This is a genomic window from Dryocola clanedunensis subsp. sulfonylureivorans, assembly GCF_016756775.1.
Classification (GTDB): Bacteria; Pseudomonadota; Gammaproteobacteria; order Enterobacterales; family Enterobacteriaceae; genus Dryocola; species Dryocola clanedunensis.
On record NZ_JAERMU010000002.1, the window covers coordinates 268,663 to 282,382 of the forward strand.

15 protein-coding genes are annotated in these 13,720 nt (G+C 51.7%); 7 read left to right on the plus strand and 8 right to left on the minus strand.

The genetic code is table 11. The features are described 5' to 3' along the window. Positions 1-51: 51 nt before the first annotated feature. Positions 52-288: a DUF1435 domain-containing protein gene (locus HYQ67_RS03095; RefSeq protein WP_202301388.1), complete on the minus strand. Its 237-nt coding sequence runs from the start codon at positions 286-288 to the stop codon at positions 52-54. A 250-nt stretch (positions 289-538) separates the two neighbouring features. Between HYQ67_RS03095 and HYQ67_RS03100 the strand changes: the two genes are divergently transcribed. Further along, on the plus strand, positions 539-1,603 hold the full coding sequence (locus tag HYQ67_RS03100) for a GGDEF domain-containing protein (RefSeq protein ID WP_202301389.1): 1,065 nt from the start codon (positions 539-541) through the stop codon (positions 1,601-1,603). Positions 1,604-1,709: 106 nt separating this feature from the next. Continuing rightward, on the plus strand, positions 1,710-2,498 hold the full coding sequence (gene fhuF / locus HYQ67_RS03105; RefSeq protein ID WP_202301390.1) for a siderophore-iron reductase FhuF: 789 nt from the start codon (positions 1,710-1,712) through the stop codon (positions 2,496-2,498). Between the two features lie 99 nt (positions 2,499-2,597). On the opposite strand, the gene HYQ67_RS03110 is transcribed toward fhuF, so the two are convergent. Next, positions 2,598-3,944 (minus strand): PTS sugar transporter subunit IIC, encoded by a 1,347-nt coding sequence (locus tag HYQ67_RS03110; RefSeq protein ID WP_202301391.1) that lies wholly within the window; start codon positions 3,942-3,944, stop codon positions 2,598-2,600. 13 nt (positions 3,945-3,957) lie between these two features. Beyond that, positions 3,958-4,263 (minus strand): PTS sugar transporter subunit IIB, encoded by a 306-nt coding sequence (locus HYQ67_RS03115; protein ID WP_202301392.1) that lies wholly within the window; start codon positions 4,261-4,263, stop codon positions 3,958-3,960. 207 nt (positions 4,264-4,470) lie between these two features. On the opposite strand from HYQ67_RS03115, the gene HYQ67_RS03120 reads away from it, so the two are divergent. Beyond that, positions 4,471-4,929, plus strand: a complete 459-nt coding sequence (locus HYQ67_RS03120) for a YbaK/EbsC family protein (RefSeq protein ID WP_202301393.1) — start codon at positions 4,471-4,473, stop codon at positions 4,927-4,929. Between the two features lie 327 nt (positions 4,930-5,256). On the opposite strand, the gene HYQ67_RS03125 is transcribed toward HYQ67_RS03120, so the two are convergent. The 4 genes from HYQ67_RS03125 to pobA all read right to left on the minus strand — a co-directional run bounded on the left by HYQ67_RS03125 (position 5,257) and on the right by pobA (position 9,093). Beyond that, the gene (locus HYQ67_RS03125) at positions 5,257-6,012 is read right to left on the minus strand and encodes a LuxR C-terminal-related transcriptional regulator (RefSeq protein WP_202301395.1); all 756 of its coding nucleotides are present in this window, start codon (positions 6,010-6,012) and stop codon (positions 5,257-5,259) included. Positions 6,013-6,031: 19 nt separating this feature from the next. After that, the gene (locus tag HYQ67_RS03130) at positions 6,032-6,679 is read right to left on the minus strand and encodes a helix-turn-helix transcriptional regulator (protein ID WP_202301397.1); all 648 of its coding nucleotides are present in this window, start codon (positions 6,677-6,679) and stop codon (positions 6,032-6,034) included. Positions 6,680-6,928: 249 nt separating this feature from the next. Continuing rightward, positions 6,929-7,816, minus strand: a complete 888-nt coding sequence (locus HYQ67_RS03135) for a helix-turn-helix domain-containing protein (RefSeq protein WP_202301399.1) — start codon at positions 7,814-7,816, stop codon at positions 6,929-6,931. A gap of 92 nt (positions 7,817-7,908) precedes the next feature. Continuing rightward, positions 7,909-9,093, minus strand: a complete 1,185-nt coding sequence (gene pobA / locus HYQ67_RS03140) for a 4-hydroxybenzoate 3-monooxygenase (RefSeq protein ID WP_202301401.1) — start codon at positions 9,091-9,093, stop codon at positions 7,909-7,911. 300 nt (positions 9,094-9,393) lie between these two features. On the opposite strand from pobA, the gene HYQ67_RS03145 reads away from it, so the two are divergent. After that, complete coding sequence (locus HYQ67_RS03145) at positions 9,394-10,170, plus strand: threonine/serine exporter family protein (protein ID WP_202301403.1); 777 nt, start codon at positions 9,394-9,396, stop codon at positions 10,168-10,170. Then, entirely contained in the window at positions 10,161-10,634 is a 474-nt protein-coding gene (locus tag HYQ67_RS03150) for a threonine/serine exporter (protein WP_202301405.1), read from the plus strand. Before HYQ67_RS03145 ends, HYQ67_RS03150 begins: the two co-directional genes overlap by 10 nt. 6 nt (positions 10,635-10,640) lie before the next feature. On the opposite strand, the gene HYQ67_RS03155 is transcribed toward HYQ67_RS03150, so the two are convergent. Then, positions 10,641-12,020 (minus strand): MFS transporter, encoded by a 1,380-nt coding sequence (locus HYQ67_RS03155; RefSeq protein ID WP_202301407.1) that lies wholly within the window; start codon positions 12,018-12,020, stop codon positions 10,641-10,643. Between the two features lie 211 nt (positions 12,021-12,231). On the opposite strand from HYQ67_RS03155, the gene HYQ67_RS03160 reads away from it, so the two are divergent. After that, the gene (locus tag HYQ67_RS03160) at positions 12,232-12,873 is read left to right on the plus strand and encodes a TetR/AcrR family transcriptional regulator (RefSeq protein WP_202301409.1); all 642 of its coding nucleotides are present in this window, start codon (positions 12,232-12,234) and stop codon (positions 12,871-12,873) included. Positions 12,874-12,957: 84 nt separating this feature from the next. Then, positions 12,958-13,464, plus strand: a complete 507-nt coding sequence (locus tag HYQ67_RS03165) for a YjjA family protein (RefSeq protein WP_202301411.1) — start codon at positions 12,958-12,960, stop codon at positions 13,462-13,464. Positions 13,465-13,720: the final 256 nt, after the last annotated feature.

Genomic DNA, 13,720 nt, shown 5'->3' on the forward strand with positions numbered 1-13,720 from the left:
GAAGTGATCCAGTAAGTCCTCAGTTGTTTTCTGCATGCTTTCACCTCGTTTTTATTTCATTCCAAAATTCATGATGACCAACGCAAGCCCGCTGGCGAACGCAATGCCCGATGGCAGCAGCACGTAATGGCGCAGCCGCTTGTGATAGAGCATGACGCTTGACGCAAGCAGGCCAATGACTACCAGCATCCGCCACTGGCTGAACGACAGATCCATCCACACCAGCGCGGCGACAATCAAACCCGGCACGATCATCCCCCAGGCGCTTTCCAGCTGTCGATGCAACATATGGGCTATCTCATCAATTGGTAATGATAACCAATATCATATGATAAGCTTTCTCATTTGTCAGCATATTGACCGCTGACGGCTGCATTTCATCAGATGACATACATTCATGAAGGTGATAGATTGAGCAATAACGTTAAGAAAATTCACTAATCAATAACAACTGACGTTACTTCGTTATCCGCAAAAATAACTTTTATCTATCACGCAGTGACAACCCCGACATCTGGGCGAAAGAATCTAATTATCTATGAGTGCAAAAACCTGGCGGGCATTACTGAAAGGTAAGCATCAGCTTTCCTTACGTTTATTCCTGTTACTCAACGCAATCTCTGCCTGTTTCAGCCTGGCAAGCCCCATCCATCAAACGATGCCGTTTACCGTGCCCGTTGGTTTGATTTTGCTTATCAGCGCCTCATTACTTGCATGGCAATTAATTGATAAACAAAGATTAATTAATATAAATTATACTTCTTTTGCCCTCGGCTTATTATGGGCATGGCACATCATTATCAAAAATGATGCGATTCCCAATACCGACGCCTCGTTTTTAATCATCGCCCTGCTGACGATGTTATTTATCGGTGCCATCTCTTTTATCAATAATTTACAGGCCTTTATCTTACATTGTCTGCCCGCAACGCTGACCATTCTCTGGCTCGACCAGGGGGAACACTGGCTGCGAGTGCTCTACTCTGTCGCCCTGCCGGGGGTGGGCATCACCATCCAGCATATTATTCAGCGCAGAAATGATAATTTCACCCAACGGCTGATGAACAAGCTGCTGGAAGAGAAAGAGACACTCACCGACCTGAGCATGATCGACCCGCTCACCGGCCTCTATAACCGCCGTGGCTTTCAGAGCCGCCTGGAGACGGTGATGGCAGCCGGCAGCGGCAATCATTACGTGCTGCTGCTCGATATTGACCATTTTAAGGCTTACAACGATAACTATGGCCACAGCATGGGTGACCAGGCGCTGATTCGCGTCTCCGCTGCCATTCGTGATGTGGTGCGCTCAAGGGACATTGTGACCCGCTACGGCGGAGAAGAGTTTATGGTCTTACTGACAAATACCGATGCCGAAAACGCGATGGAGACCGCAGAGCGCATTCGCCTGCGTGTTTACGATCTTAGAATTCTGCACCTGTTTAATGAGCAGGTAGCAACAAACGTGACGATAAGCATCGGTATTGCCCCTTTACTGGACGACGGCATTGAAGAAGCGCTGGAGATGGCCGACAAAGCGCTATATCGGGCGAAGGACCAGGGACGTAACAGCATTCTGACCAGCGATAATTTGCAGGCCGCCTGAGATTTGAGCTTTCTCTTGCGGAACGCACAAATTCACCTTGCTAACGCTTTTGCCTGTAGCTAGGATTGGCAATCATTATCATTTAGATTCCCGGTCGTATCAGGCAATGGCGCTGCAGTCCCAGAGATTTATCGATGACATAGCATGGCAAACGCCGTATACGCGCGCGTTGCCCGCCTTTGCCGACGATCTACGCGACCATTTCACCCTTCATCGCGCTTACTTTAACGATTTCATTAAGCTTAGCGAATGCGCACCGGCTAACGCCCTGACCTTTTACCAGTGGGCGCAACCCGCCACGCTAACGTCCTTGATGGCCTGCTATTCAGACCATATCTACCGCAACGATCCGCAGCAGTCCCGCGAAGGCAAGCCGCTGAAATCCCTTTGGGCTCAGTGGTATCTCGGTCTGCTTGTGCCGCCGTTGCTGATGGCGCTGGTCACTCACTCTCGCGCACTGAATATCAGCCCGGAGCATATCCACGTTAAGTTTCACGAAACGGGCCGGGCAGAGAGCTTCTGGCTGGACGTTAAAGAAGACAGCGCGACAACCGTCTTACCGCTGCGCCTGCGTGTGGAGAAGCTGATTAGCGAAGGGATGAAGCCGGTGGTGGATGCGCTTGAAGCCAGCGGAGATATCAACGGCAAGCTTATCTGGGCGAATACGGGGTATCTCATCAACTGGTTCCTTGGCGAACTCAAAGACCTGCTGAGTGATGAAGCTGTCGCCGAACTACGTCAGGCATGCTTCTTCGAGAAGCTGCTGACGGACGGACAGGATAACCCGCTCTACCGCACCGTCGTGCCCCGTGAGGGACTGCTGGTGCGCCGCACTTGCTGCCAGCGCTATAAGCTGCCAGGCGTTCAGGGCTGCGGTGACTGCACCTTAAAATAGCCTCTGACAACGTCCGGTGGATGGCGCTGCGCTTATCCAGCCCACAAAAAAGCATCTAAAACAAACGGCGGGTTTCCCCGCCGTTTTCACAACTTACCTTTACGCCGCCTGCTGGCTCTCTTCGCCAGAGGCTTTTTGCGCCTCTTCGGCTTCCTGCTCAAGCAGCTGCTTTTCGTACACTTTGAAGAACGGGAAGTAGATGATGGCGGACACCACGGCAAGCAGCACCACCAGAATCGCCGCGCGGAAGTCCCAGCCCAGCGCCCAGGCCGCACCAATTGGTGCCGGAGCCGTCCAGGGTACAACGGAAATCACGCGGCCAATCAGATCCAGCTTCATCGCTCCCCATGCCAGCACGGCGTTAACCATTGGTGCCAGCAGGAAGGGAATGAAGAAAACCGGGTTCATGACGATTGGCGTACCGAAAATAACCGGCTCGTTGATGTTAAAGAAGCTTGGCACTACGCTCAGACGCCCGATAGAGCGCAGATGTGCTGAACGGCTACGCAGGTAGCAGATGACCAGGCCCATGGTGGCCCCGGAACCGCCGATAACGATAAAGAAGGTCCAGAAGGCTTCCATAAAGATATGCGGCAGCGGCGCACCCTGCGCCAGCGCGCTCTGGTTCATCCCAAGGTTGGTCAGCCAGAACATTTGCAGCATGCCGGAGATAATGGCCGCACCGTGAATGCCTGCAAACCACAGCAGGTGGCCAATCAGCACCGCCAGCAGAATTGCCGGCAGCGAATCCGCCGCGGAAACCAGAGGCTTGAATACGGACATGATGGCCTGCGGGATCAGCATATCGAACTGAGACTGGATCAGCAGGCTTAGCGGGTAAAGCGTCAGCACCACGACCAGCACCGGGATCAGCAGATCAAAGGAGTTTTTGATCATCGGCGGCACCTGGTCCGGCAGCTTGATCCCGATATTGTGCGCCTTGAGGAACCTCATCAGCTCCACGCAGTACACCGCCACCAGAATCGCCGTGAAGATCCCCGTTCCGCCCAAACTGTCGACCGGCATGGTGCCTTTCGTTTTCGGTGCAGCAACCAGCAGGAATGCCATCAGAGACAGCATGGCGCACATGAAAGGATCCAGCGCATGTGACTTCACATAGTGCTTGCCGAGGTTATAGGCAATCGCCATACAGATATAGATCGACATGATGCCCATCGTCATATCAAACGGCGTGAGGATTTGCCCCTCAAACTGTTTTGCCATATCCAGCCACGCGCGGGCGAAGCCCCAGGTCGTGGTTGGCGAGAACGGCGGATAAGCAAAGACCAGCAGGAATGAGCCGACGATCATAAATGGCATGGCGGAAATAAAGCCGTCACGGATAGCCATAACGTGGCGCTGGGAAGAGATACGTCCGGCAACCGGACTGACATAGTTTTCAACAAACCGGAAAATCAAATTAAAGGCGGCATGGTTAGAAGACATTTTTATTCTCCTGTCAGGCTATCAACGCGAGTGCGTCAGCGAGAATTTTATCGCCGCGCATCATTCCGTAATCCATAGAGTTAATCACCGTGACCGGGATCTGTTTAGGTGCTGCCTGCGCTTTAAAATCCTCCAGACGATATTTAATTTGTGGGCCGAGTAAACAGCAATCATAACCGGGCATCACGTCAGTGAACTCTTCAATACCTACTGCTTTTATTTCTACGTCAATCCGTTGCACTAAAGCAGCTTGCTTCATCCTGTTCACGACCATGCTGGTAGACATACCAGCGGCACAGCATAAAAGGATACGTTTCATAGACAGCTCTTATTATTAGGTACAGGGGGGTTACAAATTCAGTATTCCCTGCTCTTTACCGCACTGCAACCGGTTACTGTAACCGGTTGCAGTGATTGTGAAGAAGATCGACAAATAAATGAAATTAAGCAGGGCTAATGATTATAAGCGGTTTACAGAAAGCACAACCTTATGCGAAATTATTTGCAGCTAAATCAGGAGAAACACATGAGTCTGCAGTCCGTTCAGCAATTTTTTGCTGACCACGCCCCCGATATCGATATTATCGAACTCAGCCAAAGCACTGCCACCGTTGCACTCGCCGCCGCCGCGCACAATGTACAACCCGGCCAGATAGCCAAGACGCTGTCGTTAAAAATCAAAAATGATGTCATTCTTATCGTCGCGAAAGGCGATGCACGGCTGGATAACAAAAAGCTTAAGGCCGCCTTTGGCGCCAAAGCCCGCATGCTCAGCAGCGATGAAGTCGTCACCTGGACCGGTCATCCCGTCGGTGGCGTTTGCCCTTTTGGGCTGGAGAATCCCCTCGCCGTTTATTGCGATGTCTCACTTAAACACTACGCGGAAGTTTTGCCTGCCGCAGGTGCAGTACACAGTGCCGTGCGCATCTCACCCGACCGTCTCGCCGAACTCACTGGCGCAAAATGGGTGGATGTTTGCCTTTAGATTGCTGACAAAGAAGGAAAAAGCGTGGTTTTTCCTTCTTTGTGGTAAGCAGGCGAAAATCAATGAATTGATTTTCCTTGTTATTTATTCGGTGAGATCTTTGCGAAACGCCTTCGCTTTAGGTTTATCATCAGTCTGACAGGCCGCACAGCGGCCTTTTAGATTGCTGACAAAGAAGGAAAAAGCGTGGTTTTTCCTTCTTTGTGGTAAGCAGGCGAAAATCAATGAATTGATTTTCCTTGTTATTTGTTCGGTGAAATCTTTGCGAAACGCCTTCGCTTTAGGTTTGTCATCAGTCTGAAAGGCCGCACAGCGGCCTTTTTTATTTCAATGATAGTCATGAAGATCCGTTACCTGCACATTAGCGCCAGGTTTTTCAAGCTCGCTCCTTAACGACAGCAAGTTCAACTCCCTCATTCCTCTGTCACTGACAATCCAGGCAAAGAGAGCCACATCGTTATCCACGGCCAGCCTGCGCATTGCACTTTTCTTCTGGGCGCTGATCGTTTTATTGCTTTTCTTTAGCAAGGTCGCAATCTGATTGATGCGCCACCCCTTGCCAAGCAGCCTTAACACGCTGCGCTCGGAAAAAGTTAAATGAGTCTCACAGGTTTCATTCCCGGAGGGCTGAAAAAGGGATTTTTCCTGCAGCAGTGCAGGACTGATATAGCTATAGCGCTCCTCACAGTTAAAAATCTGTTCAACAAGATTCTCAACGGGCTCGCAGATGGACATCAAAGAGGTACGCAAGGTAAACATCCGCTCAACAGCTATATCAATCAGTGAGGGAGGCAGCAGAAAAATCCAGTAGAGATGACGAGAATGGTGCTGCAGTTCAGTGATGGTATTCAGCAGTTCGTGAATATTTGACGTGCTTTCGCTTAAATCAGCGACTACCACATTGATACCAGCCAACTGTGATTTACGTAAATCCAGCAGGGAGGAGAGGCTCATCAACGAGGCATCGGCAGACTCCTGAGATATCATCACTCGAAGCCCTTCACACAGAAGAGGGATTCGACTAATAACAATGACACGACAAGCAGGATTGCGTAAAAATCTTAAGCTATGAATTCCTTTCATAGTATTCTCCTTGGGTGATTTATTGTCCTGATAAATCACAGCCTAACTGGTGAAGGTCTCTTTCATTTTTCAGGTTTAATTTTTCCATTGCGCGCCGTTTATGCGTGCTGATTGTGCGAATATCTCTCCCCAGCTCTTCTGCAATGACACTGACACTTTTACCGTGGAAAAGTTTATCCAACACCTGAATTTCGCGAACCGTCAGTTTTTTCGGCAGTTCTTCCTTTATCATCATTTTAATCAGGGGGCTTAAGTCTGTCTCTTCTCCCTGAACCATTGACCTAATGAATAAATTTCTAAAAATCGTCATGGACTCATAACAGGATATAATTGCCCGAACATCCAGCGCCGAAAGATAACTGAGTAGACGAGGATTCTTGTTACTGGTCAAAATAATCACAGAGGTTTCGGGCTGCATAAATTGTCTGGCGTGAAGGAGTGTCATCGCCTCAGCAACCTGAGCTGGATAGGCGCTGATATCCAGTATGACTATCGAGCCCGGAGGAAGTGGTGTGACCAATGGAGGCTGCTCAAGGTGGCTCACAGTCAGGCTCAGGGACTTCATTTCCGCTATCTCACTGATACAGTGTTGCACACCAAGAGCAACGATTGCGCAAGGGATATTGATAGCCACATGGATATTGCGTTTTGGTTCTAAAATATTCATGCCAATCCTTTCTCGCCCAGGTTATTCTCTGCCAAACACATATATATTGCAGCTCATATTTATGACATCAATTAATATCAGCCACAAAGCCTGCGCACAATGTTAATGCATATTAACTGAGATTGAAATTGAAGCGTTAGCGCCATTATTGCCAACGGATAAAACAAATAGATGCAAGCCCCACTGAATATAACATTAAGTACCAATACGAATAGTGGCTAATAAAAGTAAATAAGCGATTAATGTCATCTAAAAATGCACAATAACCTGCTCTGCATCCCGGCGAAATGCTTTAGGTGTCGTGCCTACATAGCGGCGGAAAAAACGAGAGAAATAAGTCGCGTCGCTAAAACCAAGATAATCAGAAACCTGACTTATGGTCATACTCGTATAGTGCAGGCTGCGTTTAGCTTCCAGCAGCAAACGCTGATTGATCACGTTTAGCGCGCTCTGACCATGAAACTCCTGACAAAGATTATTGAGATGCACACTCGAAAGCCCAATCACGCCTGCATAGTGCGAAACAGGAAGATGGTCACGATAGTGGTTTTCAACCAGCTTATTGAACGAGCGGATCACCGCCCGCTTACGCTCGATACGTACGCCTCCGGGAAGCTCTGGCACATTTTGTCGGTTTAGCCAGACGAGCAGCGCGCCAATTAACGAGTGAATCATCATATCGCGAGCCTCTGCCTCCCCTTCATATTCGCTCTGCAAAGTGCGAAACAGGGTATTTATCTGGCTGCGGGAATCATTAACAGGCACGCACAGCGCTTTAGTCAGCACCTGTAACGGCTGCCCAAACTGCTGTTCAAATTGCGCAAGCAGCGGGGCAGAAAAAGAGAGAGAGTAACCCTGAGTACCCGGTGAAAAGCGAAAACCATGCACGCAGAGCGCAGGGACAACCTGGATACACGCCTGCTCTATGTGATGGATCGTCCCTTCAATCTCGACCTCAGCCTGGCCTTTGTGGAGATAGAGTAACTGCACCAGGTCCGCATGCTGATGGACGCGGATATGCCATTCATACAGGCTGCTGCGGCTGTGAATTGACTCGCAGTGCAGCAAATCCCGGGTTGGCCAGTTCAGGTTCTCGCCATACAATTTAAAGACGGGGATCGAATTATTCAGGCTCATCTCACGCTCGCATTCGGTTCAAGGCTGAGGCCAGCCCCCAAATAAGTGTAGTTCATTCAATGCGTTTGCCAATCCGGCTGCAGCAAAAGCCCTCAGCGAACCTCTTCGAACGGCAGGCCAACATAGTTCTCTGCGATTGTCGTCAAACCGGCGCGGGAGCCGAGATAATATTCCCGGTCGGCCTGCTGCATTTTACGGTCAAATTCGTTTTGACCCGCAAAGTCATGCAGAAGATTGGTCATAAACCAGCTAAATCTCTCCCCTTTCCAGACGCGCCTGAGCGCCATCGGCGAATAGCTTTCCAGCAAATCCCTGCGCCCTTCAAAATAAACCTTACGCAAAATGCGGTAGAGATAATTCACATCCGAGGCGGCAAGATTCAGCCCTTTTGCCCCGGTGGGGGGAACGATATGTGCCGCATCACCGACGAGGAAAAGGTTTCCGTACTGCATGGGTTCAACAACGAAGCTGCGCAGCGGCGCAATACTTTTTTCAAGTGAGTGACCAGTCACTAACTTGTCAGCCAGCGCCTGAGGGAGCCGCCGCTTCAGCTCTGACCAGAATCGGTCGTCAGACCAGGCCTCGACACCGTCCGTCAGCGGCACCTGCAAATAGTAGCGGCTTCTGGTTAGTGAGCGCTGATTACATAAAACAAAGCCTCGCTCATGATGCGCGTAAATCAGCTCGTGATTGACTGGAGGAGTGTCGGATAACAGCCCCAGCCAGCCGAAGGGATAGACGCGCTCATATTCACGCAGAATATCGCCGGGAATTGCCTGCCGCGAAACACCGTGGAAGCCATCGCACCCGGCGATAAAGTCGCAATCGATGCGGCAGGTTTCTCCATGCTTTTCAAAAGTGACATAAGGCGAGTCACCTTTTAAATCGAACAGCTGCACGTTGCCAACGTTGTAAAAAGAGACGCCTTCAGCTTCCTTCCGCGCTTCCATCAAATCACGTGTAACTTCGGTCTGCCCATAAACCATTACCGTCTTGCCCCCTGTCAGCTCCTTGAGCGGAACGGGGATGCGCCTGCCGTCAAAAAGGAACTCAACACCCTCATGCACCAGCCCTTCGGCATCCATACGCTTAGCGACGCCAGCCTCACGCAGCAAATCGACAGTCCCCTGTTCAAGAATGCCCGCGCGGATGCGTTCCAGCACGTAGTCCGGGGACTGCCGCTCAAGGATCACATTGCCAATCCCTGCGTTTTGCAGCAGCTGTCCTAGCAGCAGACCAGAAGGTCCGGCACCAATAATCACCACCTGAGTTTTCATAGGGCTTGCTCACTCATCGTTATGTTGTAATTTTGTTTTAAGTTTGTTTTTAAAATGTATTCACCTGCATTTTTGCCAGCCTGACGGTTAAAAAGAAGGCCAATAACTGACTAAAACGTGCACTTTTCGAAAATTACTCAGAAGTGAGGGCGGGCTCAAACTTTAGTGAAATCGTGCATCAGCTGAGCTATGTGAGCAAAGATTGATCTGGCACGTCAGAGCGTGGGTGGGGGGTTATGTTACTAATGAGAGGCTTTTATTTGAGCATTTCGCTCCTTATTTCATCCTCCAGGGTAAAGCATGCAGACAGAAACTCACATGCAGCGGGAAGCCACCCGGTTATCTATTCAGTGCGCCCTTTTTTTATTGCAGCACGGCGCTGAAAGCGCACTGGTCGAAGAGTTGTCCACCCGCCTGGGTCTGGCGCTGGGCATGGACAGCGTGGAAAGCTCCATTTCGGCTAATGCTATCGTCCTGAGCACCATTAAAGACAGCCACTGCCTGACAACCACACGGAAAAATGTCGATCGCGGCATCAACATGCACGTCGTCACCGAGGTGCAGCATATTGTGATCATGACCGAACATAAGCTGTTGGATCATAAAGATGTGCACAAGCGCTTTGCCCATATCAAGCCGCTGCGCTATCCGCGCTGGCTGGTGGTGCTGATGGTCGGTCTCTCCTGCGGCTGTTTTTGTCAGCTCAACCGCGGCGGCTGGGACGGGGCGTTTGTCACTTTTATTGCCAGCACGCTGGCGATGTCCGTACGGCAAATACTCACCCAGCGTCACCTTCACCCGCAGATCAACTTTTGTATCACGGCATTCGTGGCGACTACCGTTTCCGGCTTGCTGATCGCCAAAGGGCCGTTTGCCAGTACCTCTAATATCGCCATGGCGGCCAGCGTGCTGCTGCTGGTACCCGGCTTTCCGCTAATCAATGCCGTGGCCGACATGTTTAAAGGCCATGTGAATACCGGACTTGCGCGCTGGGCGATGGCCAGCCTGCTGACGCTTGCAACCTGCATCGGCGTCATCATGGCAATGTCTCTGTGGGGGCTGCGCGGATGGGTATAGCTGATTTTATTCTGGCGCTGTTGCAAGACATGGCGCTGGCAGCGATTCCGGCGGCCGGCTTCGCGATGGTGTTCAACGTCCCACGTCGGGCGTTGCCCTACTGCGCATTGCTGGGGGCGATTGGCCACGGTTCACGCATGGCGCTGATGGCGGCAGGAATTAATATTGAATGGAGTTCGTTCGTTGCCGCCATTCTAATCGGCACTATCGGTATTCAGTGGTCACGCTGGTATCTCGCGCACCCGAAAGTCTTCACCGTTGCGGCGGTTATCCCGATGTTTCCCGGTATTTCCGCCTATACCGCAATGATATCCGCCGTAAAGATGAGTCATTTCGGCTACAGCGAAGACCTGATGATACTGCTGATGACTAACTTCCTGAAGGCGTCGTTTATCGTGGGCGCGCTTTCCATCGGCCTCTCCCTGCCGGGCCTGTGGCTCTACCGCAAGCGCCCACGTGTGTAACACAATTTACTCCCTCTCCCTCAGAGAGAGGGCTGGGGTGAAGGTGGCCTTCTCAGCGGGATCGTTACTTTCAGCCTCCCGCTTTCCCTTAGCAAAAATAGCCACCGCAGTGATCATGGCCGGCACGGCGAGAATAAAGAATACCGTCTGGAACGAGAGGCCCAGGGACATCATTTCCGCACCGGCAAAAGCGCTCAGAATGGCCCCGATGCGTCCGATACCATGCATCCAGCTCGATCCCGTCGCGCGGGCTTCCGTCGGGTAGAAACTGGCAGAAAGCGCGTTCATTCCGGTATTCGCTCCGTTGAGACAGGAGCCGCAGAAAAATGCCAGCACCCCCAGCAGCATAAAACTATGCCCCGCCAGGCCAATCACAATCGTCATGCCGCCGCCGGTGGCGTACATCAATCCGAGCGCCCAGTGCGGGTTAATCCTGTCCATCAACCAACCGGCAAACAGCGAGCCAATGGTGCCCCCAGCCTGATAAAGCGCGGCGATCACCGCTGCCTGCGCCACCGTCAGCCCAATCTGATTGACCATTGACGGCAGCCAGCTCCCCAGCACGTAGACCAGGAACAGGCCCATAAAATAGCCCAGCCACAGCATCAGGGTGCCAAAGCGGTACTGCCCCGACATAACAATCGCTATCGAGCCACGCTTCACCGCAGGCGGCGGCGGGATCATAAACTCGCTGTCCGCCTTCACAACGCCGGGATACAGCTTTGCCACAATCTGGCGAATGCACTGCTGCTCGGCTCGTTTACTGACCAGAAACCGCACGGACTCTGGCAGCTTCCACATCAGCAGGGGAACAAACAGCAGCGGCAATACTCCGCCCAGCGCCATCAGTGAATGCCAGCCCAGATGGGGGATCATCCACGACGCCGCAAATCCGCCGCTCGCCGCGCCAAAGGTAAAGCCGCAGAATATCACCGTGATGAGAAATGAGCGTTTCTTCTCCGGCGCGTATTCCGACACCAGCGTGCCCATATTGGGCATTGCCGCCCCAAGCCCCAGTCCGGTCATAAAGCGGAAGAAAATCATTTGTTCAACGTTGTGGGAAAAGGCGGTAGCAATGGTCCAGAAGCCAAAGAAAAACACGCTGTTGATGATTATCTTCTTACGACCCAGCCAGTCGGCCAGCGGGCCGGACAGCATCGCCCCCAGCGCCAGACCAATAAGCGCTGCGCTGATGACAAAACCCAGCTCATGGTTGGTGACGCCCCAGCTCGTCTTCAGCACCGGCGCGATAAACCCCATAATGGCGATATCAAATCCGTCGAGGGCAATCACGCAGAACCCCAGCAGCACAATCAGTTTCTGGTAGCGACCCAGCGGGCTGTGATCGATTAACTCTCTTACATCCATGACTTTTATATCCGACATAAAGATTCTCCGCGCCGTGGAAAGGCGCCACGTCAGTGATAGTATTCGCAACACGACACCCGGGAACAGTAGAAGTTAGTGTATAAGCACAAGCATCGCGCTGGGTTGGATCACATTTTTTAAACATATCGTTCACAAAACGAACCTTATGATTCAATAACCAACTCCCGGTTATATAATAACTTTTTAGATTTATTCAGAAGGAGCCAGCATGGAAAGCCACGAGATCTATCTCCCTGAACGCTTTGAAGAGGCGAGCCTGAAGGAGAAAATCTTTTTTAGTGCCATCGAGCTATTTGCCGAATTTGGCCTTAACGGCGCACGCATGGAGCAGATCGCCGAAAAAGCCGGTACCACAAAGCGCATGGTGGTTTATCACTTTAAGAACAAAGAGCTGCTGTATATCCAGGTGCTGGAATACGTCTATACCCAAATTCGTAGCGCAGAACGCAGGCTGAATCTCGCCGACCTGCCCCCTGTTGAAGCCATGGTACAGCTGGTTGAGTGGACGTTTGATTTCCACGCCAGCAACCCGGATTTCATTCGCATCATCTGCATGGAGAACATGCAGCGCGGGCGCTTTGTAAAAGAGTCCACCTGGCTGCGTGAGGTGAACCGCAGCGCGTTAACGCTGTTGGAGGACGTGCTAAGCCGCGGCCAGGCTGCGCATCTGTTCAGCAAATCGATTAACGCCAAAGACGTTCACCGTCTGATCAGTAGCTTTAGCTTCCACCATGTCGCCAACAGCTATACGTTTTCGAATCTTTTTGAAGAGGGTGTCGATCCGGCGCAGAACACTGCCCATTATCGTGAAATGGCGGTAAAAGTGGTACTGAGATATATCGGGCCATAGAGATTAGGAACTCTCTACATCCGTCCGTTCGCCGCAAGACGTTATACTCGAGAGCTGATAGCTCTAACGAAAGGGAATAACAAGATGAAAGCAAGCAAAGTAATCTGCGCTCTGGCGCTGGCATCATCGGTACTTGCAGGCCAGGCGGTGGCGGCAAGCTGGCAGGACCAGCTCTCCAGCGCAGCGAGTGAACTGAGCAACAGCAGCGGTGCATCCTCCACCGCGGGCACCGCAAGCAGCGGCTTGTCCCTCTCTACGCTGACCGGGCTGCTGAACGGCGGCAACCAGGCGCTTAGCGCCAACAGTATGACCAACGCGGCGGGCGTGATGGAGTACTGCGCGAAGAACAAGCTGGCTTCCGTGACCAGCACTGAAAACCTGAAAAGCCAGCTGATGAACAAGCTCGGCATGGAAGACACCGCGAAGGCGGTTGAAAAACCGGATTACAACCAGGGGCTGATGGGCCTGCTGAATACCGGCAAAGGCCAGCAGCTGGATCTGACCACCATCGGCAGCTCGCCGCTGGCGGAGAAGGTGAAAACCAAGGCGTGCGATCTGGTGCTGAAGCAGGCGGCTAACTTCGTTTCATAATCCGTTTTGCGCGTAAAAATGGTGGATGGCGCTGCCGCTTATCCACCCTACGCATCATTCATATTTGATGGACGGCACTGCCGCTTATCTACCCTACGCATTATTTATATTTGGTGGATGGCGCTGCCGCTTATCCACCCTACGCATCATTCATATTTGATGGATGGCGCTGCCGCTTATCTACCCTACGCATTATTTATATTTGGTGGATGGCGCTGCCGCTTATCCACCCTACGAAGTTTTTCATATCTGGTGG

What these genes read in the sequence shown, in the direction of transcription:
- HYQ67_RS03145 (WP_202301403.1), top strand. Translation starts at nt 9,394, where the DNA reads ATGCAGACAGAAACTCACATGCAGCGGGAAGCCACCCGGTTATCTATT.
- HYQ67_RS03115 (WP_202301392.1), bottom strand. Translation starts at nt 4,263, where the DNA reads ATGAAACGTATCCTTTTATGCTGTGCCGCTGGTATGTCTACCAGCATG.
- HYQ67_RS03095 (WP_202301388.1), bottom strand. Translation starts at nt 288, where the DNA reads ATGTTGCATCGACAGCTGGAAAGCGCCTGGGGGATGATCGTGCCGGGT.
- HYQ67_RS03120 (WP_202301393.1), top strand. Translation starts at nt 4,471, where the DNA reads ATGAGTCTGCAGTCCGTTCAGCAATTTTTTGCTGACCACGCCCCCGAT.
- HYQ67_RS03125 (WP_202301395.1), bottom strand. Translation starts at nt 6,012, where the DNA reads ATGAAAGGAATTCATAGCTTAAGATTTTTACGCAATCCTGCTTGTCGT.
- HYQ67_RS03165 (WP_202301411.1), top strand. Translation starts at nt 12,958, where the DNA reads ATGAAAGCAAGCAAAGTAATCTGCGCTCTGGCGCTGGCATCATCGGTA.
- HYQ67_RS03160 (WP_202301409.1), top strand. Translation starts at nt 12,232, where the DNA reads ATGGAAAGCCACGAGATCTATCTCCCTGAACGCTTTGAAGAGGCGAGC.
- HYQ67_RS03110 (WP_202301391.1), bottom strand. Translation starts at nt 3,944, where the DNA reads ATGTCTTCTAACCATGCCGCCTTTAATTTGATTTTCCGGTTTGTTGAA.
- HYQ67_RS03155 (WP_202301407.1), bottom strand. Translation starts at nt 12,020, where the DNA reads ATGTCGGATATAAAAGTCATGGATGTAAGAGAGTTAATCGATCACAGC.
- HYQ67_RS03100 (WP_202301389.1), top strand. Translation starts at nt 539, where the DNA reads ATGAGTGCAAAAACCTGGCGGGCATTACTGAAAGGTAAGCATCAGCTT.
- pobA (WP_202301401.1), bottom strand. Translation starts at nt 9,093, where the DNA reads ATGAAAACTCAGGTGGTGATTATTGGTGCCGGACCTTCTGGTCTGCTG.
- HYQ67_RS03150 (WP_202301405.1), top strand. Translation starts at nt 10,161, where the DNA reads ATGGGTATAGCTGATTTTATTCTGGCGCTGTTGCAAGACATGGCGCTG.
- HYQ67_RS03130 (WP_202301397.1), bottom strand. Translation starts at nt 6,679, where the DNA reads ATGAATATTTTAGAACCAAAACGCAATATCCATGTGGCTATCAATATC.
- HYQ67_RS03135 (WP_202301399.1), bottom strand. Translation starts at nt 7,816, where the DNA reads ATGAGCCTGAATAATTCGATCCCCGTCTTTAAATTGTATGGCGAGAAC.
- fhuF (WP_202301390.1), top strand. Translation starts at nt 1,710, where the DNA reads ATGGCGCTGCAGTCCCAGAGATTTATCGATGACATAGCATGGCAAACG.